Origin of the sequence: Sphingomonas sp. ERG5 (genome assembly GCF_000803065.1) — a bacterium.
Taxonomy (GTDB): domain Bacteria; phylum Pseudomonadota; class Alphaproteobacteria; order Sphingomonadales; family Sphingomonadaceae; genus Sphingomonas.
This window is the reverse complement of the sequence record NZ_JSXI01000020.1, coordinates 1-24,585: the sequence shown is the minus strand read 5'-3', so window position 1 is coordinate 24,585 and position 24,585 is coordinate 1. Positions and strand designations below refer to the sequence as shown.

Genomic DNA, 24,585 nt, shown 5'->3' with positions numbered 1-24,585 from the left:
CAGTGCTGCGTTCAGACGTCAGCTTTTGTGGTTTCCGGTTCATTCCTCCCCTTTTCCGGCGATAAACTCCCGCATTCCCAGAACCGCCGATTGTGCACGGCGCATCGGCGGCATTCGCGTGGGACCGAAGATTTACTGTGGTTTGAAGACAGCGGCCAAGCGCGCCGTCCGGCGCTATCAGAGTCCCGCACCCTGCCGCCAGAGCGTGGGGAGAAAAGGGGATCGGTCCATGCGCAGCAAGCTGTTCGTTCCATGCTCGCGCCCGGAATTCTTCGCCAGGGCGCTGGCCGGCGATGCCGACGCCATTTCGTTCGACCTTGAGGATTCGGTTCCCCACGACGGCAAGGACCAGGCGCGTGCACGCCTGGTCGAGTTCCTCGCCTCGGACTCGATGCGAGCCGGACCGGACAAACGCATCATCGTGCGGGTAAACGCCCTTGCCTCCGCGCACTTCGCGGCCGACATCGCTGCCATTGCTGCACCCGGGGTGGATTTCATCAACGTGCCCAAGGCCGAACGAGCCGACCATGTGCGGGCCGCCGCCAGCGCGATCGATACCGCCGGAAAGCGCAACGGCCGCACCGAACCACTCAGCCTGCTGGTCAATATCGAGACGCCGCAAGCACTCGCCCGTGCCGCCGAGATCGCCCGCGCGCATGCGACTGTCGCGGGACTGCAGATCGGGCTCAATGACCTGTTCGAGCCACTGGGGATCGATCGCGCCCAAATCAGCCATGTCCATGCCGCGCTTTGGACAGTCCGGCTGGCGAGCGCCCAGGCCGGCTGTTTCGCTTATGACAGCGCCTATGCCGATCTTGCCGACGAAGAGGGCTTCCGGCGTGAAGCGGAACTCGCACGAAGCATGGGCTTCATTGGGAAGAGCTGCATCCATCCCCGGCAAGTCGGGATCGCCAACGCAGTGTTCGAGCGGCCCGGCGCGGAACTCGCTGCGGCACGGCGCATCGTCGCCGCAGCGCAAAGGGCCGCCGCCGAGGGCAAGGGAGCCTTTCTGCTCGATGGACGCATGATCGACCAGCCGGCGATCACCCAGGCGCGCGCCATGCTGGCCAACAGCGTTGACGTGGAGCGCGAGCAATGATGGCGATCACCCGCGCCATCCACCGGCTGATCGCCATCGGCTTGCTGTCGCTCGCCTGCACCGCCGCGCCGGTCTGGGCCGCGGAGCAAGCCCCATCCGTACACGGCGCACGCTTCCCATCGCTGTCAGGTGGCGAAGCCGGTGCGGTACTCGTTGCGCAAGATGGCCGTCCGGTGGTGATCCAGCACAAATCGGCACATGTGTTGAAAGACGATAGAAGCGGATGGGTTGTGCTCGACCGACGCCAGCTCGGCCATGACCTGCGGATCGCGGGCAGCTTTACCGACGGACGGCGCTCGGTGCTCCTGCTCGGCAACCAGGCGGGCCGGGCCGATCGCGCCGCCCTGCTGCGGCTGGACGGCAATGCATTGCGCGCGCGGCTACTGCCTTCCCTTCCCGTCCCATTGTCCTCGGCACAGGGCGCTATTCAGGGCGACGTCCTGTTTGTTGCCGGACGTACCGGAAGCGGCGCAGCGCGACTCCTTCGACTGACGCTTTCGGACGTGTCTCCCGGCTGGGTCGAGCGGCCGGCATGGCCCGGCACGGGCGCGCCCGTGACGTTGATCGCGCAAGGAACCAGCCTGTTCCTCGCGCTCGATCATGGCGGCCGCCAATTACGCTGGACCGCCAAGGACGGCTGGCAATCGCGTGCCCCGGCACCTGGTCCGGTCATGGCGGGATCGGGACGGCCGATCAGCCAGGCCAATATGCTTTACCTGCTGGGCGACGGACCGGGCAGCACAAACCTCTACAGCTACAACATGATAACCGACGCCTGGGCGCGGCTCGATCATCGCCAGGCAGGGAATGCGATCGCCACGCTCCCATTCGGCAATGGCGTGCTCTCGGCTTGGCGGCACGGCGACCGGCTGCAATTCGCCGCAGCCGAATTGCAGCTGAAACGGCGCGCGCTGGCGCCGCTCGATTGGGCCGTCATCGGCCTGTATCTGGTGGCGATGCTGGGGGTCGGCTTCTATTTCTATCGCCGCTCAAAACAGGGCTCGGCCACCGAATTCTTCCTCGGCAGCCGCACGATCCCCTTCTGGGCGGCCGGGGTCAGCATGTTCGCCGTCAATACCAGTTCGATCAGCTATCTCGCTATTCCGGCGAAGGCGTTCGATACGAACTGGGAATATATGATGTCCAAGATCGTCACGGTCGCGGGCCTCATTTTCGTGGCGATCTGGGTCATCCCGATCTTCCGGCGGCTGAACCTGGTATCGGTGTTCAACTATCTTGAACTGAGGTTCCACCCGGCAATCCGCATGCTGGTCAGTGCGCTGAGCATCCTGATGCATGTCGGCGGTCGGATGGGGATCGTGCTGTTCCTTCCCGCGCTCGCGATCGGCACAATCACCGGCACCAACGTTGCGCTGTGCATCCTGGTCCTCGGCATCTGCACCATCATCTATACCGCGCTCGGCGGGATGCGGGCAGTGGTGTGGACCGATTTCTTCCAGGTGATCGTGCTGATGGGCGGGGCGATCTTCGCGATCGGCTATATCGTCCATTCGCTCGGCGTCATGCCGATCTACGAAACCGCAATGCAGTTCGACAAGACGCATCTGGTGAATGTCAGCTTCGATTTCACTCAGCCGACGATCTGGGGTTTCATCATCCTGATTCTATTCGATACCGTGCTGACCTTTCCCAAGGATCAGGTACTGATGCAGCGCGCGCTGTCGACATCCTCGGCGAAGCAGGCCAGCCGGTCGATCTGGCTGTTTGGTGCGGTGCTGCTGCCCGGCGGTTTCATCTTCTATCTGATGGGCACGGTATTGTTCGCTTATTACCGGGCGAATCCGGGTCGGCTCGATCCGCTGTTGCCGATCGACGCGGTCTTTCCCGCCTTTATCGGGACTGAGCTGCCGCACGGCGTGACCGGCATGATCATCGCCGGACTGTTCGCCGCGGCGATGGGTTCGCTCTCGGGCACCATCAACAGCGTCGCGACCTTGCTGTCGGTTGATTTCTACGAGAAGCTCGGCAGCAACGTGACGCAGAAGAAGACCGTGCGCTTCGCCGAATGGATGAGCGTGCTGATCGGTCTGGTCGGCATCGGCATCGCGATCATCCTGTCGACGCTCGACATTCATTCGCTGCTCGACCTGACGATCGAACTGTTCGGCCTGTTGGGAGGGAGCTGCGCCGGCGCCTATACGCTCGGCATGTTCACCCGCCGCGCCAATTGGCAGGGAGTCGCGATCGGCATCGTCACGGCGTCGCTGGTGACGCTCGCCGCCTGGACGCTCGGCCTGGTTCACCCCTATTTCTATCTGGCCATTGCGATCGTGATGTCGATCGTGGTTGGTTATGCCGCGAGCCTGTTCTTTCCGCCGCCTCAGGTTTCGCTGCAAGGCCTGACGATCTTCACCGGGCGCGACCAGGACGCGGCAAACCAGGAGGCGGGACGATCGACATCAACTTCCTGAAGACGTTCGTCGCCGTAGTTGATCAGGGATCGATGGCGGCGGCGGCGCGTGCGCTGAACCTCAGCCCATCGGCGATCGCGCAACAGCTTCACGCGCTCGAGCGCGAGCTTGGCGCACCACTGATCGTCCGGGTCGGCCGCACCGTTCGCATGACCGAGCCGGGCGGTCGTATTCTGAATCAGGCACGCCAGCTGCTCCGCGATGCCGACGATCTGCGCCGGATCGCCAATGGCGACGAACTCAGCGGCGAGTTGCGGCTGGGCGCTTGCACGACCGCACTGGTCGGGATGCTGCCGGAGATTCTGGCGCGCGTGAGCGGCAAGTGCCCGCAGATCAACGTCCACATCCAGTCGGGCAATTCGGCGCAGCTCTATGCCGAAGTCGAAGCGGGAAACCTCGACGCGGCATTCGTGCTGGAGGCACCCTATCTGCTGCCCAAGACGTGCGACTGGACGATGCTGCGCGAGGAATTGCTGATCCTGCTCGCACCCCGACGCCTGGCCCATCGCCACCCGCACGACCTGCTCGAGAACGAGCCGCTGATCCGATATGACCGCAACCAATGGGGCGGCCGCCGGGCGGAAGAATATCTGCGCAAGGCCGGCATCAAACCGCAGGAGCGGTTCGAGCTCAACGCGCTCAATCCGATCGCGGTGATGGTCAATCGCGGACTGGGCGTGTCGCTCGTTCCCGACTGGGCCGCGCCCTGGCCCGAAGGTCTCGATCTGGTCCGGCTGCCCTTGCCCACGCCCTGCGTCGCCCGCCGCATCGGCATCGTCTGGTCGCGCGCCACCATCCGCATGGGTCTGGTCAGCGTGCTACTTGACGAAAGCGCGGCGGCCTGTGCGCCTGTCGAGGCCTGAGACCGAACGGCAGCTCCCAGTCCGCTACTCACCTCCAATCCGCAAAAAGGCGCCCATGCTCTCCTTGGCCTTCAATCCTTATGTGCCGCGGCCAATCGATTTGCCCATGGCCGTGCCGCTCGCGCCCGATGCCGATCTTTCGGTGCTCGACGAGGCGAAGATCTTCGCGGCGCCCGACGATCCCGCCGACTGGCCGGCGTGGCGTGGGGCGCTGACTCGTTGGCGTAGCGAAGTCCGCCACAGGATCGGTTATGATGCGCACCGCTATGCCGATCCCCGACGGCTGGCGCGTGTCATGAACATTGCCTGGTTATGGGACGAGCTGCTCTACGACCATGCGCGCGGCATCTTCACGGTCGACCGTTATCTCGATGCCGCCGAGGCCGATTTCGGCGGCTTTGACGGCGTGACACTGTGGAACGCTTACCCGGTGCTGGGCATCGACGAACGCAATCACTTCGCCTTTTTCGAAGACGTTCCCGACCTGCCGGATCTGGTCGCGGCCTTTCAGCGGCGCGGCGTGCGGGTCTATCTCAGCTATTATCCGTGGGAAACCGGCATCGGTGACGAAGCGATCGGCACGGTGATGGGGCTGGTTGGCAAGCTCGGCGTCGATGGCGTCTTCCTCGACAGCAGCAAGGAAGGCAGCACCGCCTTGCGTGCCGCGCTCGACACGGTCGATCCGACGCTGACACTGGAGGGTGAGTCGCGCGTGCCGTTGGGTCGCGTCGCGGACCAGCCAATGTCATGGGCACAATGGTTTGCCGACAGCGCGGTACCGGGCGTGCTGCGCACAAAATGGCTCGAACGCCGCCACGAACTGCATCATGTCAGGCGGTGGAACCGCAGCCATATCGACGAACTCCATTCGGCCTGGCTCAACGGTACCGGTGTGCTGGTCTGGGAGATTGTCTTCGGCGTCTGGGTCGGCTGGACCGAGCGAGATCGCGATACGCTTCGGGCGATGCGGCGAATTTATCAAAGCCATGCCGACTGGTTCGTAAGCGATGACTGGACACCGCTTGCCGATCAGGCTCCCGATGCAGCGGCGATCTTCGCATCGCGTTGGACGCATGATGGCACGCCATTGTGGAGCGTCGTCAATCGCGGCATGGATCGAGACGGCGACTGGCTGGTCGTCGATGGCACGGCGGACGATGGTTTCGTCGACCTAGTTTCGGGAGAAATGCTGCGCACAAAAATGTGCGGTGACGACAGAGTCGCCGTCGGTGGTTTGCTGCCATCGGGCGCTATCGCTGCGGTCGTTCGCACCGCAGGCGAGGCCAAACTATCGATCCCGTCGCCGATCGCGCCGCCATCTTCCACATTCCCGCAACGCGTCGCGGTTCGCGTGGCCGGCCCGCGTTCAACGCATGGAGTCGCGCCTGAAGGGATGGTCGCAGTCGACTGGAAGGGTGGGGATCTCACCATCCTCCATCGCCTGCGGGAAACCGGCCTTTATGGCGAGGCGCCGTTCGTCGACGAATGGAAGCCCCTGCCCCCACGGCTGCACCAGAGCGCACAGGTGATCCGCCATGTCGGCGCCAGTCGCTTCGCGATCGATCGACATGAGGTCAGCAACGCTCAGTTCGCCCGCTTCATCGCGGCCACTTCTTACCAGCCGGTTCATTCCGAGCGCTTCCTCATGCATTTCCGGAACGGCCTTCCGGTACCGGGCAGCGAGGAAGCGCCAGTGACCTGTGTCGAGCTGGCCGACGCCAGAGCCTATGCGGCATGGGCCGGCGTGCGTCTACCAACCGAGGACGAGTGGCAAATCGCCGGACTTGCCGGCGCGATCGAGCGGGCTCAGCCGCTGGTGTGGGAGCTGACCGACAGCGAGCATAATGACGGCCGCAGCCGCTTCCATATCATCAAGGGCGGGTGCGAACCGCTGCCCAGCCCCTCCGACTGGTATGTGGAATCGGGTCCGCGCACAGCGGATTTTGCGGTGAAGCTGTTGCAATGCGGCGCGGGACTCAATCGCTCCCCTTATATCGGCTTTCGCAGCGCGACAGACCTGCGTTGAGCACGAAAATGCCGCCATTCTGTCTTGCGGGTGTCACAGAGCCGGTCTATCGTCTGAGAATAAGTCGCAAAAAGCGAGTCAGCTGAAGGGGAATGTCAACAAAGGCTTCCCCATGCGTGTCGCATCCGCCCCCTCCGCCGTCTGGACCATCATCGAAGGCGCACGGAGCTGGCGCATCGCGCGCGATGCCGGTGAACCGGTGCAGGAGAGTCTGTACAAGCGCCTTGAAACATTGGGCGCCGGTTTGCTGGCCCCCGTTCTCGACAGCCTGATGACCTTGTTCGAGGCACGGTTCGGGCGACGGTTTCAGGCGGGCGGGCCATCGGATGTCGCCTTCACGCGCGACGAACTTCATTTGCTCGACATGCTGGAAGATGACGACGCCGCACCGCCGGCCGAGCCATTCCAGCCCAACCTCGCCATGATGATGCGGATCGCGCTGCGGTCGATGCGGATCATGCTGCTATCGGTCGCAAGCGAAGCCGCAAGCGTCGTCATGCCGTTCCCGCAGCCGCCACGGCCAGCATAAGCGGGCGGCGAAGCCGAAACGTTCATCCCTGCAAGATTGACACCCCCAACCGCCGCCAATAGGAGCGCCCGGTTATGTGATGGTGTAACATATCAAATCGGGGGAATGGTTTTGCAATATTCGGCTATCAAGGGGTTTGCCGTCGTCGCGCTGGTTGGGGCCTGCACATCGCACGCAGCCGCCCAGGAAATATCGCCGGCGGACCAAACCGACGAAAAGGCTTTGTCGGACAGCGCCGAGCGCAGTGACAGGCGCGATACCGAAAAGGAAAAAGGCGATATCGTCGTCACCGGTTCGCTGATCCGCGGCTTGCCGAAGGAATATGTCGCCAGCCCGGTCTTCTCCCATAGCCAGGCGGACATCGTGCAATCCGGATCGGGTTCGGTGTCGGAATATATGCTGACGATACCGCAGAATTTCACCGGCGACCTGAGCGAGTTCGCGACCACTGGTGCGGGGATCGGCAGCCCGCTCGGCGACGCGACGACCTATAACCAGTTCGACGGCTTTTCGGGTTTTGCGCTGCGCGGCCTTGCGTCGGACGCCACGCTGACCTTGCTCAACGGCCGGCGCATGCCCTCTGTCGGCATGACCGAAGCCCCGACCGTGTCGGTCATTCCATCGATGCTGATCGAGCGAATCGACATCATCCCGGACGGCGCGTCCGCGACCTATGGCGCCGATGCGGTCGCCGGGGTCGTCAACATCGTGACGCGCAAGCCCACCCATGGCCTTGAGCTGCAAGTGCGCGGCGCGACCGCGACCCGGACGGGCAAGAAGGATGTGCAGGCCAGCGCGCTGGCCGGCCATTCATGGGGTAGCGGCAGCGTCTATGGCATGGCGATGTACCAGAAGCGCGCGCCCTTTGTCGGCGCGCCGGTCGACGTCTCGGGCGAGGCGCTGCAGATCACGCAGCTTCCCAACGAGCGACTCACCGGCTTTTATGCCGGCGGGCAGCAGGAAATCGGCGATTTCACTTTTTCGATCGATGCCTCCCGTTTTCAGCGCGACCGGGATTCCAAGCAGATTTACCTCGACGAACCCGCATTCAACCGCGTCTTCAGGACCCGCACCACCGGGGTGTCAGTCTATAATGGCGTTCACTGGCAAGGCAGTGGCAGCACCGCGCTGGACCTGACGGTCGATTATCATCGCAACCGCACCGACAGCAGTTCCAGCCGGATGGCCCGCCCGCCCAGCACGCGCCAGGAAACCAACACCCTTTTCGTCGCCGAGCTGCGCGGACAGACCGCGCTGGCGACATTGCCGGCCGGACCGATCCTGGTGGCGGGCGGCGTCCAATATCGCGCCGAGACGCTGCGTACCGATGCGACGATCTTCTTCAACCGCAATGGCGGTACGCGAAAGGCCAAATCGGTCTTCGGCGAGGTGAATATACCGATCGTCGGGCCGGACCAGGCCGTACCGCTGATACGGTCGCTGACCCTGTCGGCTGCGGCGCGCTATGAGGATCTGGGGTTCGACACGGCGCTGTCGCCCAAGATCGGCATCCGCTGGCAGATCGACCGGTCCATCGCGTTGCGCGGAACCTATGCCCGGTCGTTCCTCGTGCCCCGATTCCGCAGTACGATCGGTATTGCCGAACAAGTGTCGTTCGGAATCTATGACTATAAATTCCTCGATCCGAAGGATCAGAATCCCGCACTTCCCGCGGGCAAGGCGCTGGTGATGTTTCGTGCCGGCGCCAATCCCGATCTCAAGACCCAGAATGCCGACACCTTCACGATCGGCATGGATTTCACGCCGACCTTCATTCCGAATCTGACGATCAAGGCCGGTTATTACCGGATCAAGATTTCCGGCCGCGTCGGCACGCCATCGCCGGACGACAGCCTGTCGGTCAGCGATCTGCAAGTCTTCAACACCGCCCACCCCAGCTCGGCGCAGGTGCGGCAAGTCATCGACAATCCGGACGTTTTCCGCCGGTTCGCGGAAGTCCCCTCGATCAATAACGGCGACCTGACCTTCTTCGACAATGCGGGCCAGGTACCCGCCAGCCTGTTGTCCCAGGTGCAGTTGATCGCCGATATCAGGGCACAGAATTTCGCGGTGGAATCCACCGATGGCCTCGACCTGGACCTGGCCTATCGCGGCCAGTTGTTCGGCGGCACGGCGAGCGTCAACCTGACCGGCCAATATATTCTGAACCTCACGCTCAAAGCCGGGGGATCGACCGCGATTTCGCGGCTCGACGGCTATGCGAAGCCAGTCGATTTGCGCCTGAACGGCACCGTCGCCTGGGGACGCGACGGCTTTTCGATCGGTTCGGTAGTGAATTATGTCGATGGCTTCACCGATGATCGGCCCGGCGTGCAAAACCGGGAGATCGGGTCGTTCACGACCGCTTCGCTGTTCCTCGGTTTCGACCTGGGACATTTGTCATCGGCGTCCTGGCTGGCCGGCAGCAACGTGCAGTTCATCATCGCCAATGTCTTCGACAAGCAACCACCCCGCGTCATCGACGGGGTGGTCGGATATGATCCCTACAACAACCCGCCCAATCCCCGCACGATCGGCGTGGTCCTGAGCAAGCGCTTCTGAGTCGAGGCACGCGCCCCACGCCGCGATCGGCGTGGGGCGAGCGCGTCACCAGGCATAGCGCACCGATGCCATCACCGTCCGCGCGGAGCCGAAATAACAGCTGTTGTTGAACGGGCAGGCGCTGACATGGCGCTTGTCGAACAGGTTCGCGGCATTGACCGCCAGCGTGACGCCGTCGAGCGACGGCACGGCGCGGCCAAGGTCATAGCCGATCAGCGCGTCGATCAGCATGAAGCCTTTCGTGGTGAAGCGCTGGAAGGTGGTGACGTTGCTGATCACCGCATAATTGGTCGTCCCATCCGATGCCCCGACATAACGCGCGCCGGCGCCCAGCGTGAGACCGGCAAGCGCCCCGGCGACATTCCCGCCCTTGCCGAAATCATAGGAAAGGAACGACGAGGCCAGCCATTTCGGCGTACCCAGCTGACGCGTGCCGGTGGTGGTCGGCGTGCCGCTATTGGTCGCAGTCGGCGCAATGGCCGGCGTACCCTGAGTGATGATCGCGTCGGTATAGGTCAGCGCGCCAACAACGGTGAAGCCCGGGACGATTTCACCCCGCCCTTCCAGCTCGACACCGCGCACGCGGACCTCGCCGATCTGGATCTGGGCGTTGGTCGGAATCCCGCCAGTGCCCGCGCGCGGATCGCCGACCGGCACGTTCTGCCGCTTCAAATCATAAGCGGAGAGCGTGAAGATCGCATTGGTGCCGGCGGGCCGATATTTGATTCCTGCTTCATATTGCCGGCCAGTCACCGGATTGAAGGGCACGCCGAGATAGGTCGTGCCCGCTTGCGGTTCGAACGATTCCGAATAGCTGACATAAGGCGAGACACCGAAGGGGAATTCGTAGAGCGCGCCGAGGCGCATGGTGAAGGCGGTCTGCGACAGCGTCGTGACCGGCGCGGCGCGGGCAGCCGCCGTTGTCGGATTCTTGTTGAGCGTCGTCTGATCGTACCAGTCGTAACGGCCGCTCGCGATGAGCTGGAGCCGGCCGATCGCGATCTGGTCCTGGAGATAGATGCCGACCTGATCGCGCTTGCCAAAAGTGTTGACATAAGCAGGCGAGAGCTTGGTCAGATCGAAGCTGGGCAGCGCCTGGCCATAAACCGGCGCGAACAGGCTGAGATTGGGGATGCTGGTCAGCGGATTCGCCGACACGCCGGTATTGAACTGCTGAACATTCTCGCCCGCAATATGCTGGTAATCGACTCCGACCAGGATGTTGTGGCGAAGCGGTCCGGTTTCGAACTTCGCATTGAGACTGTTGTCGAGCGTCAGCGTGTTGAAATCCTCGTCCGCGCCGCCGCCGCCGCGAATGATCGTGCCAAAATCGCTGTTGCGCGCGGCATCCGTGCCCGTCGTCGCGAAGCCCGCGATATAAAGCTGGCGATAGCTCAGCTGATTGTTCTGGAACCGCGCGCTCGAACGGTAGGATAGATGCTCGTTGAAGTCGTGGCGGAACAACATCGCGACCGATTTGGCGCGGTGGTCGTACCGCTCATAACCCGGATCACCGGTATTGATGTCGCGCGGCAACTGGCCCTTGGGGTTGGGCAGCACCGAACCATAGGCCGGCACGCCCGAATAGCCGCCGCCGCTGGGTGACCGCTGATAGGTAGCGATCAGCGTCAGGCTGGTCGCCGGATCGGGTGCGAAGGTCAGCATCGGGCTGACATGCCAGCGCTCGGCAAAGGTGCCGGACGTCAGCCCGTCGCCTTTCTGCCAGCCGCCAACGATCCGCGCGAGGATACGGCCATCACTATCGAGCGGCTGGTTGACATCACCCGATGCGCGCCATGTATCAAAGTTTCCGCCCTGAAGCTCGAACCGGCCGGAGGCGGTGGCTTCGGGCGTTTTGCTGGTCAGATTGACCAGGCCGCCGGGGGTGGAGTTACCGTAAAGGACCGAGGCCGGCCCCTTGACCACATCGATATGGTCGATGCGGTTGAAGTCGATCTGCGGCGTCGAATAGGGGCCGGCGATCAAGCGCATTCCGTCAAGATAGACGCCCGGGGAGAAGCCGCGCAGGATCAGCTGGTCGTAGCGCGTCACCATGCCGCCGCGCTGGTTGGGCGAGACCCCCGCCACATAGCCGAGCGCCTGGTTGATCGACTGGACGTTGCGGCGCGTGAGTTCCTCGCGATCGATGATGGTGATGCTTTGCGGCGTGATCAGCAATGGCGTGTCGGTCTTGGTCCCTGCGCCCGTCTGCTTCTCGCGCACCCCCGTCACCACGATCGCATCATCACTTTCCGCTTCTTCGGTCGCATCGCCGGACTCGTGCGCCAGCGCGGCGACCGGCGCGCACAGCGCCGAGGCCATAAGCAGCGACATGCAGAGATTTCCGGCCAGACGGAGACGATCGGATTTAGTGATCATGTGGGGCAACCCTATTATTGCTAACGATTCGCAATTGCTGCTAGGGCCGGCTGGCGCGCGGCGCAAGAGTCGAAACCATGGGGAATGCGAAGCTTTGACGAACGCCGGAACATCGCGCGCGCAAGCGCGGCAACCATCCGCCCGGCGCGGATCGGCAATGGCCGCGCGCTGCCTGACGGCCCTGATCGGCGGCTATGCCGCGGCGGCTGGGGTTGCGACCTTGTCCGCGCGGCTGCTGCCGATCGCACGCGCGGAAGCAACCGGCTGGGCGATGATCCTGTCCTTCCTGCTCTATGCGGTGATCGGCCTGTGGTGTTTCCACGAAGCGCGGTTGTGGCGCGTGGCGGCAATCGTCTGGGGAATGGCGCTCCTGTCGATCGGCGCGGCAGTGCTGCTTGGGGTGCGGCCATGACGCCGGCGGCGGCGAAGGAAAGCGGCCTGCGCCGGTCGATGGCCTGGATCCACACTTGGCTCGGGCTGTTGGCTGGATGGATTTTGTTCGCCATGTTCCTCACGGGAACGGCGAGCTATTTCCGGCCCGAAATCACCCGCTGGATGCAGCCGGAGATCGCGCTGTCGCGGGTCTCGCCCGAACACGCCGCGCAGACCGCGATCGCGCATATGCAAGCGGCGTTCCCGCGCGACGAGCAATGGACCATCTACCTGCCCGACGAACGGACCACCGCGACGCGGATCTTCACCCGCGCCCGCGACAACCCCGATCCCAAGGCGCCCCGTCCCCCGCGCACACCCGAAATCCGGCTGGATCCGGCCACCGGTGCAACGCTCAACGCCCGCGAGACGCGGGGCGGCGAGCATTTCTATCGCTTCCATTTCCAGTTGCAGATTCCGCATCCCTGGGGCCGCTGGCTGGCCGGGCTGTGCGCGATGTTCATGCTGACGGCGATCGTCTCGGGCGTGATCACGCATAAACGCATCTTCGTCGATTTCTTCACGCTGCGCTGGAAAAAAGGCCAGCGCAGTTGGCTGGATGCGCACAATGTCTCGGCGGTGCTCGCGCTGCCATTTCATGCGATGATTACCTATACCGGGCTGATCACGCTGGTGCTGATGTACATGCCCTGGCCGATCGCGGCGAACTACAAGCCGCCCAGCGCCTTCGCCGCCGATGCCTATGGCCGCGAGGACGAGACCGAGGCATCGGGACGCCCCGCGCCATTGACCGATATCGGGCCGCTGGCGCGCGCCGCCGCCGCCGAGTGGCATGGCGGCCGGCCGGGGCGGATCGTGGTGCGCAATCCCAATGATGCGGCCGCGACAGTCGCCATTATCCGCGATGGCGCCGACACGCTTAACGCGCGCGGGCAATCGATCACCTATTCCGGAGTCGACGGACACCGGCTGTCCGCCTCGCCCGCCCCTGGTCCGGCGATCACGACCGCGGGCGTGATGCTGGGCCTGCATATGGGCTGGTTCGCCGGCCCGGTGCTGCGCTGGTGTTATTTTCTGCTTGGACTGACCGGCGCGGCGATGGTCGCCACCGGGCTGATGCTGTGGACCGCCAAGCGCGGCAAGCCCGGCGCAATGCCCTTTTTCGGCTATCGCCTGGTACAACGGCTCAATATCGGCGCCATCGCGTGCCTGCCCGCGGGCATGGCCGCATTCCTGCTCGCCAACCGGTTGATCCCCGCCACGCTGCCCGGCCGCGCTGACTTGGAAGTCTCCACGATGTTCTGGATGTGGTTCGGGCTGGCGGCGGCATCGCTGCTGCGTCCGGTACGGCGGGCATGGATCGAGACGCTGGCGATCGCCGCCGCCATTTGCGCGGCAGTGCCATTGGTCAATGCGCTGACCACGGGACGCGGGCTGATACATTCGATCATGGTCGGCGATGGGCTGTTCATCGCGGTCGACCTGGTCATGCTGTGCGCCGCCGCGCTGCTCGGCTTCGCTGCGTGGCACGCCGCACGCAAACCCCTTCCGGCGTCACGCACACGCCGCGTGTCCGGACCGAAGGCCGCTGCACCACGGGAGATGGTCGATGCCGCTTGAGATCGCCTGTCTCGGCTATGCCGGCCTCGCCAGTCTGGCGCGGGCGAGCCAGCGGCACCGTCATATCGCGTCGCGCGGCCCGCTGACCTCACCGCTGTCGGCACGTATCACAGGCTGGGCGTTGATCGTCGCTTCGTGCATCGCGGCATTCATGCGCTTCGGCCCGTTCCAGGGCAGTGTTGCGTGGATCGGCCTGCTCAGCCTCAGCGGCATCCTGCTGGTCCTGGCAATGTCGCGCTGGCCGGACCGCGCCTTGCAAGCCTGGCTGCCGGCGCTGATCGTCTCGCTGCCGCTGGCATTCTTCTAGAGCATCGAGCGCCCAGTCGAACGCGCTGATCGCGGCTCTGGTCACGCGCAGGATCTTGCGCGTCGTGCCGCGGCCATGCTGTTTTCCGACAGTGAGAAAGAGCGCGCCGATCGCCATCCGGCAGGCGATGCCCTGCCCGATCCGCTGTGACGGTTGAATCGCCGACGGTGACGATGACGGGGTTGAGGGAACGGAGGCTGAAGGGTTTGGCGGCGAGAGATATGTTACACCGGTATGTAACGTATCTTTTCTGCCGCGACCTCGGCGAGGATTTATATAATATTATTATATATCATATAGTTGATTGAGTATCCAACCTCACCGGCCGTTACGCGATCTCCGATCGGACTGAACCAATCCAACCAAATGCGCGGCGCTTCGGGACGAGCGGGAATTGGAGAGATTTCTTCCCTGATCCTTCTTCGATATCGTACGAGACAAGCATGAGCGAGCCACTAGATATCGAGCATCTGAAATCATGGATCGGGCGCGAAGACGTCGTCGACGATCTGCTGACGATCGACTTGGTGCGCAAATTCCAGGCAACGCTGGGCCTGCCGGGTGATCCGCCCGAGCCGGGGGCGATCGCGCCCGGCCTGATCCATTTCTGCCTGGGCCAGCCCGCGGTGCCGATGTCGGGATTGGGCACCGACGGCCATCCCAGACGCGGCGGTTTCCTGCCGCCCGTGCCATTGCCGCGACGCATGTGGGCGGGCAGCAGCCTTCGCCTCACCGGCAACCTGTACGTCGGCGATCTGGTGCGCCGGCGATCGGTGATCGCCGACCTGACCGTCAAGGAAGGCAAGTCCGGCACCTTGTGCTTCGTCGCCGTCGACCATCGTTTCGAGGTGGGTGATCGCTGCCCGGTCCAGGAGCGCCAGACGATCGTCTATCGCACGCTCGATGCCGGCACATCCGCACCGGCGGCCGCACCGGCCGCGCCGCAAGGCGAAGCGGTCTCGATCATCGACCCGAGCGCCGCGCTGCTGTTCCGCTATTCGGCGCTGACCTTCAACACGCACCGCATCCATTATGACCGGCCCTATGCGACGGAGGTCGAAGGTTATCCCGGGCTGGTCGTGCATGGCCCGCTGCAAGCCACGCTGCTTTTCCATCACGCGGTCCATCAGGCCGGGGGAGCGATACCCGTCGCCTTCGACTTCCGTAGCGTATCGTCGCTCTCGGACGGCACGATGCTGCACTTGCATGCCGGTCATCTGGCGGACGGTATCATGCCGCTCTGGACAGCCTCACCCGACGGGCCTGTCGCGATGCAGGCGGAGGCCCGATGGGTATGACGCGCGCGATCAATAGGATCGCGGCATGCCGAGCACATGTTCGGCGACATAGCTGAGGATCAGGTTGGTCGAGATCGGCGCGACCTGATAAAGCCGGGTCTCGCGGAACTTGCGCTCGACGTCATATTCCTCGGCAAAGCCGAAACCGCCATGCGTCTGGACGCACGCTTCCGCTGCGGCCCAGGATGCGTTGGCGGCGAGCATTTTCGCCATGTTCGCCTGCTCGGCAACCGGTTCGCCCGCATCGTACAAAGCCGCCGCCTGATGCACCATCAGTTCCGCCGCGCGCATATCGGCATAGGCCTTGGCGATGGGAAACTGGATCCCCTGGTTCTGGCCGATCGGCCGGCCGAACACTGAGCGTTCCGACGCATAGCGCGCCGATCGCGCCGTAAACCACTTCGCGTCGCCAATGCATTCGGCGGCGATCAGGATCCGCTCCGCATTCATGCCCGACAGGACATAGCGAAAGCCGCTGCCTTCCTCGCCGATGAGATTTTCAGCGGGGACCTCGACATTGTCGAAGAATATCTCAGTGGTCGAATGATTCATCATCGTGCGGATCGGCCGGATCGTCAGACCACCGGCGGCAATCGCGTCGCGCATGTCGAGCAGGAAGATCGACAGACCATCGGTCCGCCGCACGACCTGATCGATCGGCGTGGTCCGCGCCAGCAACAGCATCAGATCGGAATGCTCGGCGCGCGACGTCCAGATTTTCTGACCATTGACGATGAAGCGATCGCCCTGCCGGACCGCGGTCGTGCGCAGCGCACTGGTATCGGTGCCGCTGGTCGGTTCGGTGACGCCGAACGCCTGCAGCCGCAACGCGCCATTGGCGATCCCCGGCAGGTAACGCTGCTTCTGCTCTTCGCTGCCGTGACGCAGCAGCGTTCCCATGATGTACATCTGCGCGTGGCCCGCAGAGCCGTTGCAGCCGGCACGCTGGACTTCCTCGAGGATCGCCGCCGCCGCCGCGAGCGGCAGCCCCGATCCGCCATATGCCTCCGGGATCAGCGCCGCCAGGTAACCGGCATCGCCCAGTGCCTGGACGAATTCGGTCGGATAGCGCCGCTCCTGGTCGAGCGCACGCCAATAGGGGTCGGGAAATGCCTCGCACAGCTTCGCCACCCCGTCACGAATATCGGGGAAATCCGTGCCTTGCAGCCGGTCCAGCTTGCTCATGCCCGTTTCGACTCCCCTGCCGCAAATCGCATCATCAATTCCGGCTTTCGAGCAAACCGCGCGCGATGACCTGCGCCTGGATTTCGGCCGCGCCCTCGAAGATGCTGAGGATGCGAGCATCGCACAGGATGCGGCTGATTTCGAATTCCAGCGCATAGCCATTGCCGCCATGCACTTGCAGCGCGGCGTCGGCATTGCTCCACGCGACGCGCGCCGCGAGCAGCTTGGCCATGCCGGCTTCGATGTCGCAACGCTTGCCGCGATCCTTGGCCCGCGCGGCGGCATAAGTGAGTTCGCGCGCAACGATCATGTCGACCAGGCTTGCCGCCAGCTTGTCCGCGACACGGGGAAAATGGATGATCGCCTTGCCGAATTGCTTGCGGTCGAGCGCATAGCCGAGCGCCAGCTCCAGCGCCCGTCTGGCGACACCGACAGCGCGCGCCGCGGTCTGGATGCGCGCGCCTTCGAAGGTGCGCATCAATTGCTTGAACCCCTGCCCCTCCTCGCCGCCGAGCAGGGCATCGCCGGGCGCACGCACGCCATCGAACGACAGCGCATATTCGCGCATGCCGCGATAGCCCAGCACCTCGATCTCGCTGCCCGACAGCCCATCAGTCGGGAATGGATCGTCCACCGTGCCGCGCACCTTGGGGACCAGCAGCATCGACAGTCCGGCATAACCACTGCGATCGGGCAATGTCCGCGCCAGCAATGTCATCAGGTCGGAGCGGCTGGCATGGGTGATCCAGGTCTTCGCGCCATCGACGACCCAGCCATCACCGTCGCGGCGCGCGCGGGTCTGGAGCGCGCCGAGATCGCTGCCGGTATCGGGCTCGGTAAACACCGCGACGGGCAGCACCGCGCCGCTGGCGATGCGCGGCAGCCAGTCGGCCTTTTGCGCCGGCGTGCCGCCGCTGGCGATCAGCTCCCCGGCGATTTCCGAGCGCGTGCCGAGCGAACCCGCGCCGATCCAGCCGCGCGACAATTCCTCCGTGACGACGCACATCACCAGTTTCGACAGGCCGAGACCGCCAAATTCGACGGGGATGCAGACACCGAACGTGCCAAGGTCAGCCATCGCGGCGATCGTCGCATCGGGGATCAGCGCATTGGTGAGATGCCAGCCATGCGCGTGCGGTACGATCTCCGCTTCGGTGAAACGGTGAAACTGTTCGCGGACCGCGTCGATCTCTGCGTCGCCCAGGCTCTCGCCTGGCCAGTCGCCGCGCGCCAGCGCCCCGGCCAGGGTGCGGCGTTCGGCAGCAAGATCGACCTCGATCAGATCGGCGCAGGTCGAGGCGAGATCGCGCGCGGCATCGCCGAGCCCGAGATCGGCGGGCCGGAAGATTTCATTCTGGCCCATCGGCAATCCGCCGACCAATTGTGCCAGCAGTTCGGCGAATGCGAGCCGCCGCACCAGCAGATCGACCTCTCGCGCCGCGTCCGCACCGGCCCAATCATTCACCGCCTCCAGCGCCGCAATGGTCGTGGCGACCCAGGCGAAGCCATGCGCCGCGCGCTGTTCCTCGTCGATGTGACGGTCAGCAAGCCGCTTCGCGAGCGCCGCGCGCGCGGCCGCGCCATAGCGCCGCGCGGCATCGAGAGCCGCCACGAAGTCCAGCGAGCCTGTCATGCGCGCTCGAAAATGGCGGCGATGCCCTGCCCGCCGCCAATGCACATCGTCTCCAGCCCGTAGCGGCCGTCGCGCCGCACCAGTTCGCGCGTCAGATTGGCGAGAATGCGCCCGCCGGTCGCGCCGATCGGGTGTCCAAGCGAAATCCCCGATCCATTGACGTTGAGGATGTCATGGCGGGAATCGTCATCGCTCCATCCCCAGCCCTTGAGCACGGCCAGCACTTGCGGCGCGAACGCCTCGTTGAGCTCGACCAGATCGATGTCTGACCAGGACAGGCCGCTGCGCGCGAACAGCCGTTCGACGGCGGCCACCGGCCCAATGCCCATGCGCGACGGATCGCACCCGGCCGCCGCCCAGGAATGGAACCATGCGATCGGCTCAAGACCCAGCGCCGCAAGCTTGTCTTCGGCGACGACGAGACAGGCGGCGGCGGCATCATTCTGCTGGCTGGCATTGCCCGCCGTGACAACGCCCCCCTCGATCGGCTTCAGCTTGCCCAGCGTGTCCATGCTGGCGTCGCGGCGATAGCCCTCGTCATGAACGAACGGAATCGGCTCGCCGCGCTTCTGCGGCACCGGCACCGCGACGAGCTCATCGTCGAACAGTCCCTTGTCCCACGCCGCCGCGGCACGCTGGTGCGACCGGACGGCATAGGCATCGGCCTGATCGCGCGTGATGCCGTAATCCTTTGCGAGATTCTCCGCCGTCTCGATCATGCCGGAAATGACCCCGAACCGCGCCACCGGCTGCGACATGACTCGTCCGCGCGACAAGCGATCGTGCAGCGTCACATTGCCCATGCGCACCCCGCCGCGCAGGTCAGTGGTGTAATGCTCGACGTTCGACATGCTTTCGCAACCGCCGGCAACGACGACATCGGACGCGCCGGTCATCACCATCATCGCCGCATTGATCACCGACTGCAGCCCCGACCCGCAGCGGCGGTCGAGCTGATAGCCCGGCACCTCAAGCGGCAGTCCCGCCGCCAGCCAGGACCAATGCCCGATCGCGGGCGCCTCGCCATTGCCATAGCCCTGCGCGAAGACGACATCATCGACCCGCGCGGGGTCGATCCCGCTCCGCTCGACCAGCGCCTTCAGGATCACCGCGCCAAGATCGCCGGCAGTCAGAGTCGCAAGGCTACCCCCGAACTTGCCGACGGCAGTGCGGATCGGCGACACGATGGCGGCGCGGCGAAGAGTCATGATGATCTGGTTCCTGCTGTACCGACAATGCCGGTGTCGATGAGGCGGGCAATCTCGCCCGATGAAAGGTCGAGCCGCGTGGCGAGTATCTCCTCGCTATGCCGGCCGTTGCGTGGGGCGGGCTGCGGTGCACCGCGGTTCCGGCCGGGCAGCGTGGCGAACGCCCCCGCCGCGGGATACTCCATCCCGCTCGGATTGTCGGCGCGGGCGAAGATCGGGTTATCGCTCACCAGCCGCGGATCGGCGATCGCTTCCTCCATCGTGCGATAGGCGGAATGAACAATGCCGCCGGCGTCGAACGCCGCCGCCAGGTCGGCATGATCGCGCGCGCCAATCGCCGCCTCGAACAGCGGGAACAGTGCGTCGCGATGCGTGAAGCGCACGCCATCGTCGCGCGCGAAATCCACGCCGCGTTCCGCCTCGACCCGGGCGATCGATGCGGTCAGGCCGAGCAGCGCGATCAGATTGGCCCATTGTCGCGGGGTGACGACAACGATCATCGTGCGCACCGCGTCGCGCGTGACAAAGTCCCGCCCGAACAGACCATAGACCGTATTGCCAAGCCGGGTGCGCGGCTGTTGTGCATGGAGGAATTCCGCGATGCCGCCCAGATTCGCCACTGTACCGATCGCCACATCGGACAGGGGAATACGCACTTCGCCGCCCCGGCCCTCCTGGTCGCGCCGACGCAGCGCGGCAAGCAGCGCGAAGGCGGCATAGGAACCGGTCAGCAGGTCCCAGGCAGGCAGGACGTGATTGACGGGGTCGGGCCCGGTGCCGGTCAGCAGCGGATATCCGACCGCATTGTTGACGGTATAATCCAATGCCGGGCTGCCGTCCGCCCAGCCCATCACCCGCACCGTCACCAGTTGCGGACAGCCATCCACCAGTGTCTCATGGGCGAGGAAGCCGGTGGCGGGGAAGTTGGTGATCAATTGCCCGGTCGCGCGAATGAGCCGCTGAAGCAGTTCGCGTCCCTCCGCCCGGCCCAGGTCGAGCGCGACCGATTTCTTCGCGCGATTGAGATTCTCCCAATAGAGCGAGTCTCCGGCGGGCGTGACCGGCCAGCGCCGAAAGTCCGGACCACCGCCGATCTGATCGACCCGGATGACTTCGGCGCCCATTTGCGCGCAGTACAGACCCGCGCTGGGCGATGCGACGAAGGACGAAGCCTCGACCACCGACAGTCCGGAAAGGAGGTCGTACATCGGCGTTCAGGCCGTTCCGCCGGCAGTGAAGTCGCGCAGCATATGCTTGGCGATCTGCAATTGAAGAATCTGCGTCGTGCCTTCGTAGATGCGATAGATCCGCGCGTCGCGAAAGAAGCGCTCCGCTTCATATTCGGCGAGATAGCCGGCACCGCCATAAATCTGCACGCAGCGATCGACCACGCGGCCGCACATCTCCGAGGCGAAGACCTTGGCGGCGGCGGCCTTGCGCAGCACATTCTCGCCCGCATCCGCGCGGCGCGCGGCATCCTCCAGCATGCAGGTCGCCGCGTAGATCTCGATATCGCTTTCGGCGAGCATCTGCTGGATCAGCTGGAAATTGGCGATCGGCTCGCCGAACGCCTTGCGCTCATTGGCATAGGTGATCGCTGAGTCGAGCGCGCGCCGGGCATAACCGGTGGCGGCGGCGGCAACCGACAGCCGGCCATTGTCGAGACTGCGCATGGCGGTGACGAACCCCTTGCCTTCCTCGGTGCCGAGCAAGGCGTCGGCGGGAAGGTGCACATCCTCCATGATGATGTCGGCGATATGGCTGCCGGCCTGACCCATTTTCTTGTCCGAGCTGCCGACCGACACGCCGGGCGTCCGCATCGGCACGATGAATGCCGAGATATGGGCGTTCTTCGGCAAGGGTTCCTTCGACGTGCGTGCCATGATCAGCGCCACATCGGCCTGGGGCGCATTGGTGATGTAGCGCTTCGTGCCATTCAACACCCAGCCATTGCCCGACCGCACCGCGCTGGTCTGCATCGCCGCGGAATCCGACCCCGAACCCGGCTCGGTCAGCCCGAATGCCGCGATCTCCCCCGCGGCAAGGCGCGGCAGCCATTCGGTACGCTGTGCGTCGGTGCCCGCGGTTTTCAGCGCCGATCCGACCATGCCGATATTGATCGAGATGATCGATCGGAAGCAGGGCATCGCGTAGCTCAGCTCGCGGATGGTGCGGACATATTGCGCGATGTTCATCGCCGCGCCGCCAAACTCCTCCGGCATGGTCAGCGCGAACAGGCCCATGTCGCGCATTTCCTGCACGATCTCGGCCGGGATATCGTCAGTGGCGACGATGCCGCGCTCGGCCGGCACCAGCCGCTCGCGCACATAGCGGCGCAGTTGATCGATGAACTGATCGAAGGTTTCGGCATCCATGCCCGAATTGATCGTCGACATCGCGTGCGCTTTCAAATCGGATCATAGGGAAAGACATGCGCCGACACTTCGTCCGCGCGGGCAAAGCTGGGCCGAAATGACGGCACCAGTTCGTCGGCGATCGCCTGCGGTGTCCAGCCCTCCATCCTGGTCATCGAGCGGATCGGGCGTGGCTTGGAGAACAGCATGATCTCATTCTTGCGCACCGAGAAGATCTGGTTGGTGACGTCCCGCGACAGGTCCGACGCAAGGAACGCCACCAGGGGCGCGACCTTGTCCGCGCTCATCGCCTGCAATCGCTCGACCCGCCGCTTCTGCTCGGGCGTTTCGGCCGGAATCGATCCGGTCATCCGGCTCCAGGCAAAGGGGGCGACGCAATTCGATCGGACGCCGACCCGCGCCATATCCAGCGCGATCGATTGTGACAGGCCGATGATGCCGAGCTTCGCCGCGGAATAATTGGCCTGGCCGATATTGCCGATCAGTCCGCTGGTCGAGGTGAAGTGGACGAAACTGCCCGATTGCTGCTCGCGGAAATACGGTGTCGCCGCCTTCGACACATTGAAGGCGCCGTTCAGATGCACGTCGATCACCGCCCGCCAATCCTCATGGCTCATCTTGTGCCAGATCGCGTCGCGCAGGATTCCCGCATTGTTCACGACCACATCGATCCGGCCGAAATGCGTCACCGCATCCGCGATGATCGACGCCGCGCCGGCGGGATCGGCAACACTGGCGAAATTGGCAATTGCGCGACCGCCCGCCGCCTGGATGTCCGCCACGGTCTGCTCTGCCGGAGCGGCCTCCGATCCTGCGCCATCACCGGCCACGCCGGGATCATTGACGACAACCGCCGCCCCCTCGCGCGCGCAAAGCAAGGCGATTTCCCGGCCAATGCCGCGTCCCGCGCCCGTTACGGCCACGACCTTGTGTTCCAGGATGCCCGTCATGTTGTTCTCCCGATAGCCACACGCCTAAAGGGATTCCCGAGATATTCAATATAGCGAATTGCTTTTCAGTATGATGAAAAATACACTGGGCCGATGGCCCTGGTAAAATCCGTCTCCCACGCCTTTTCGATCCTGCGCATGCTCCCGCAGAACCATGCGCTCAGCCTGTCGGAAATCGCCCGCCTGTGCGGCCTCAGCCCTTCCAGTTGCCACGGGCTGCTGAAGACGCTCGTCGCCGAGGGCGTGCTCGAGATACGTGTCGACAAGCGTTACGCCTGGTCACCGGGCTGGTCCGTGCTGCCGGGCGCCCTGTTCCATGGCGATGCGAAATTCACCGCACTGGCACGGCCCCTGCTCACCCGATGCGCGATCGATCACAATATGGTGATCGGCCTGTGGCGCGTCGCCAAAGGAGACAGGCTGCACCTTACCGCGCTGGGCGAAAGTGCCGCGACGACCCGGATCCACATGACCGAAGGCCAGCGCCAGCCGATCGGCAGCGGCGCCGCCGGCCGTGCCCTGGCCGCAAGTCAGCATATCGATCGGGATGAGATCGCCCGGCGCTATGCCGGGGTACGCTGGGAGCAGCCGCTGACATTGTCCGATTATGCCGATCAGATCAGCCAGGCTGCCGCGATGGGTTATGCGATCGACGATGATTTCGGGCATGCGGGGGTCTGTTCGATCGCGGTGGCGCTGACCGTAAAGGCCCCGATCGACGCCCTGGTATCGGCATCAATCTTCTCTTCGGCGCGGACAGATGCGGTCATTCAACGGGCCGTCCAGGCCTTGCGGGACCTGGCAGACGAACTGGACCAGTTGCGGTCATGAGCAAAGGAACCCCGGCGCTCAGCGCCGATTCTGCCGCGTGGCGACGAGCGACCGGACAATTGCCGCATCCTCTTCCGTGGCCGGATTGTAGACGACCATGCTGAGATCGGGGCGGCCATCAACCGCGAAAGCCGAATATTCGAACGCGATCGGCCCGGCGATCGGGTGGCGGAGACGCTTCAACCCCTCGCCATGGACGTTGACATTATTGTCGCGCCACAAGGTCTCGAATTCGGGGCTGAGCGTGCAGAGTTCGTCGACCAATTGACTGACCTCCGACACCGCACCGGCCCGCGCCGCATCGGCCCTGAACGCGCCGACCACGAACCGCGCCACGCTTTCCCAGTCATATTGCGCGGCCCGCACCTGAGAGTTGCCGAAGATAAGGCGCAGGATGTTGCGTTGCCCCGGCGGGAGCGCGCCATAGTCGGTGAGCACCGCAGCCGCGGCGGCATTCCAGGCGACGACTTCCCATGTGGCGCTCCTGATGAGCGCCGGGCTGGCGTCCAGCACATCGAGCAAGCGCTGCAGCCGTGGCGTGACGCCCTCGGCCGCCTTGTAGCGGACTTCCGGCGGGCGCCCCAACCCAAGCAGGAAGACATGCTCGCGCTCCACATCGGTCAGCATCAGCGCGCCGGAAATGCGGTTGAGCACGTCCGCCGAGGGCGCGCCGCCCCGTCCCTGTTCCAGCCATGTATACCAGGTCGGGCTGATATGGGCGCGCTGGGCGACCTCCTCCCGGCGCAGCCCCGGCGTGCGCCTGCGCGTCGCGGGGATACCGAAGGCGGCCGGATCGAGGCGCGTGCGGCGATCTTTCAGATAAATCCCCAGCAGATTGTCGGTGTCGTTGGGCATTCTGGTCCTGTTATTCATTATACCATGATAAGATCACTAC

The 24,585-nt window shown here is 64.4% G+C and carries 19 protein-coding genes; 11 read left to right on the top strand and 8 right to left on the bottom strand.

All coding sequences use genetic code 11. The annotated features are described in order from the left end of the window. Window positions 1–229 precede the first annotated feature (229 nt). The 6 genes from OO12_RS07625 (at window position 230) to OO12_RS07600 (ending at window position 9,511) form a co-directional block, all read left to right on the top strand. Entirely contained in the window at window positions 230–1,099 is an 870-nt protein-coding gene (locus OO12_RS07625) for an HpcH/HpaI aldolase/citrate lyase family protein (RefSeq protein WP_034158080.1), read from the top strand. Then, window positions 1,096–3,531 (top strand): sodium:solute symporter, encoded by a 2,436-nt coding sequence (locus OO12_RS29085; RefSeq protein WP_052215641.1) that lies wholly within the window; start codon window positions 1,096–1,098, stop codon window positions 3,529–3,531. The genes OO12_RS07625 and OO12_RS29085 overlap by 4 nt, the downstream gene beginning before the upstream one ends. A gap of 32 nt (window positions 3,532–3,563) precedes the next feature. Then, window positions 3,564–4,394 carry a LysR substrate-binding domain-containing protein gene (locus OO12_RS07615; RefSeq protein WP_235364707.1) on the top strand — a complete coding sequence of 277 codons (831 nt, stop codon included), beginning with the start codon at window positions 3,564–3,566 and terminating at the stop codon, window positions 4,392–4,394. Between the two features lie 55 nt (window positions 4,395–4,449). Then, window positions 4,450–6,420 carry an SUMF1/EgtB/PvdO family nonheme iron enzyme gene (locus OO12_RS07610; RefSeq protein WP_034158079.1) on the top strand — a complete coding sequence of 657 codons (1,971 nt, stop codon included), beginning with the start codon at window positions 4,450–4,452 and terminating at the stop codon, window positions 6,418–6,420. 112 nt (window positions 6,421–6,532) lie between these two features. Beyond that, entirely contained in the window at window positions 6,533–6,949 is a 417-nt protein-coding gene (locus OO12_RS07605; protein ID WP_034158078.1) for a hypothetical protein, read from the top strand. A gap of 111 nt (window positions 6,950–7,060) precedes the next feature. Beyond that, window positions 7,061–9,511 carry a TonB-dependent receptor plug domain-containing protein gene (locus OO12_RS07600; protein WP_160296758.1) on the top strand — a complete coding sequence of 817 codons (2,451 nt, stop codon included), beginning with the start codon at window positions 7,061–7,063 and terminating at the stop codon, window positions 9,509–9,511. Between the two features lie 45 nt (window positions 9,512–9,556). Here the strand turns inward: OO12_RS07600 and OO12_RS07595 are convergent, their stop codons facing one another. Then, window positions 9,557–11,845, bottom strand: coding sequence for a TonB-dependent siderophore receptor (locus OO12_RS07595; RefSeq protein WP_160296757.1), 2,289 nt, complete (start codon window positions 11,843–11,845; stop codon window positions 9,557–9,559). Between the two features lie 202 nt (window positions 11,846–12,047). On the opposite strand from OO12_RS07595, the gene OO12_RS28480 reads away from it, so the two are divergent. From OO12_RS28480 to OO12_RS07575, 4 genes are all read left to right on the top strand, one after another. Further along, window positions 12,048–12,302, top strand: a complete 255-nt coding sequence (locus tag OO12_RS28480) for a hypothetical protein (protein ID WP_052215640.1) — start codon at window positions 12,048–12,050, stop codon at window positions 12,300–12,302. Next, window positions 12,299–13,903 carry a PepSY-associated TM helix domain-containing protein gene (locus tag OO12_RS07585; RefSeq protein ID WP_052215639.1) on the top strand — a complete coding sequence of 535 codons (1,605 nt, stop codon included), beginning with the start codon at window positions 12,299–12,301 and terminating at the stop codon, window positions 13,901–13,903. Before OO12_RS28480 ends, OO12_RS07585 begins: the two co-directional genes overlap by 4 nt. Then, on the top strand, window positions 13,893–14,210 hold the full coding sequence (locus tag OO12_RS07580; protein ID WP_034158075.1) for a DUF3325 family protein: 318 nt from the start codon (window positions 13,893–13,895) through the stop codon (window positions 14,208–14,210). Before OO12_RS07585 ends, OO12_RS07580 begins: the two co-directional genes overlap by 11 nt. A gap of 443 nt (window positions 14,211–14,653) precedes the next feature. Further along, a complete protein-coding gene (locus tag OO12_RS07575) occupies window positions 14,654–15,508 on the top strand; it encodes an FAS1-like dehydratase domain-containing protein (protein ID WP_034158074.1) in 855 nt (284 codons plus the stop codon). 9 nt (window positions 15,509–15,517) lie between these two features. Here the strand turns inward: OO12_RS07575 and OO12_RS07570 are convergent, their stop codons facing one another. From OO12_RS07570 to OO12_RS07545, 6 genes are read right to left on the bottom strand one after another with little or no spacing between them, the layout of a single operon-like run. After that, window positions 15,518–16,693: an acyl-CoA dehydrogenase family protein gene (locus OO12_RS07570; protein WP_034158073.1), complete on the bottom strand. Its 1,176-nt coding sequence runs from the start codon at window positions 16,691–16,693 to the stop codon at window positions 15,518–15,520. Window positions 16,694–16,727: 34 nt separating this feature from the next. Continuing rightward, the gene (locus OO12_RS07565; protein ID WP_034158072.1) at window positions 16,728–18,326 is read right to left on the bottom strand and encodes an acyl-CoA dehydrogenase family protein; all 1,599 of its coding nucleotides are present in this window, start codon (window positions 18,324–18,326) and stop codon (window positions 16,728–16,730) included. After that, complete coding sequence (locus OO12_RS07560) at window positions 18,323–19,534, bottom strand: acetyl-CoA C-acetyltransferase (RefSeq protein ID WP_034158071.1); 1,212 nt, start codon at window positions 19,532–19,534, stop codon at window positions 18,323–18,325. Before OO12_RS07560 ends, OO12_RS07565 begins: the two co-directional genes overlap by 4 nt. Continuing rightward, a complete protein-coding gene (locus tag OO12_RS07555; RefSeq protein ID WP_034158070.1) occupies window positions 19,531–20,742 on the bottom strand; it encodes a CoA transferase in 1,212 nt (403 codons plus the stop codon). The genes OO12_RS07560 and OO12_RS07555 overlap by 4 nt, the downstream gene beginning before the upstream one ends. 6 nt (window positions 20,743–20,748) lie before the next feature. Then, window positions 20,749–21,930: an acyl-CoA dehydrogenase family protein gene (locus OO12_RS07550; protein ID WP_034158069.1), complete on the bottom strand. Its 1,182-nt coding sequence runs from the start codon at window positions 21,928–21,930 to the stop codon at window positions 20,749–20,751. Window positions 21,931–21,941: 11 nt separating this feature from the next. Further along, window positions 21,942–22,859 (bottom strand): SDR family NAD(P)-dependent oxidoreductase, encoded by a 918-nt coding sequence (locus OO12_RS07545; RefSeq protein WP_034158068.1) that lies wholly within the window; start codon window positions 22,857–22,859, stop codon window positions 21,942–21,944. A 93-nt stretch (window positions 22,860–22,952) separates the two neighbouring features. On the opposite strand from OO12_RS07545, the gene OO12_RS07540 reads away from it, so the two are divergent. Then, window positions 22,953–23,690 carry an IclR family transcriptional regulator gene (locus OO12_RS07540; RefSeq protein ID WP_034158067.1) on the top strand — a complete coding sequence of 246 codons (738 nt, stop codon included), beginning with the start codon at window positions 22,953–22,955 and terminating at the stop codon, window positions 23,688–23,690. Between the two features lie 18 nt (window positions 23,691–23,708). Here the strand turns inward: OO12_RS07540 and OO12_RS07535 are convergent, their stop codons facing one another. Beyond that, window positions 23,709–24,545, bottom strand: a complete 837-nt coding sequence (locus OO12_RS07535; RefSeq protein WP_034158066.1) for a helix-turn-helix transcriptional regulator — start codon at window positions 24,543–24,545, stop codon at window positions 23,709–23,711. Between the last annotated feature and the right edge of the window lie 40 nt (window positions 24,546–24,585).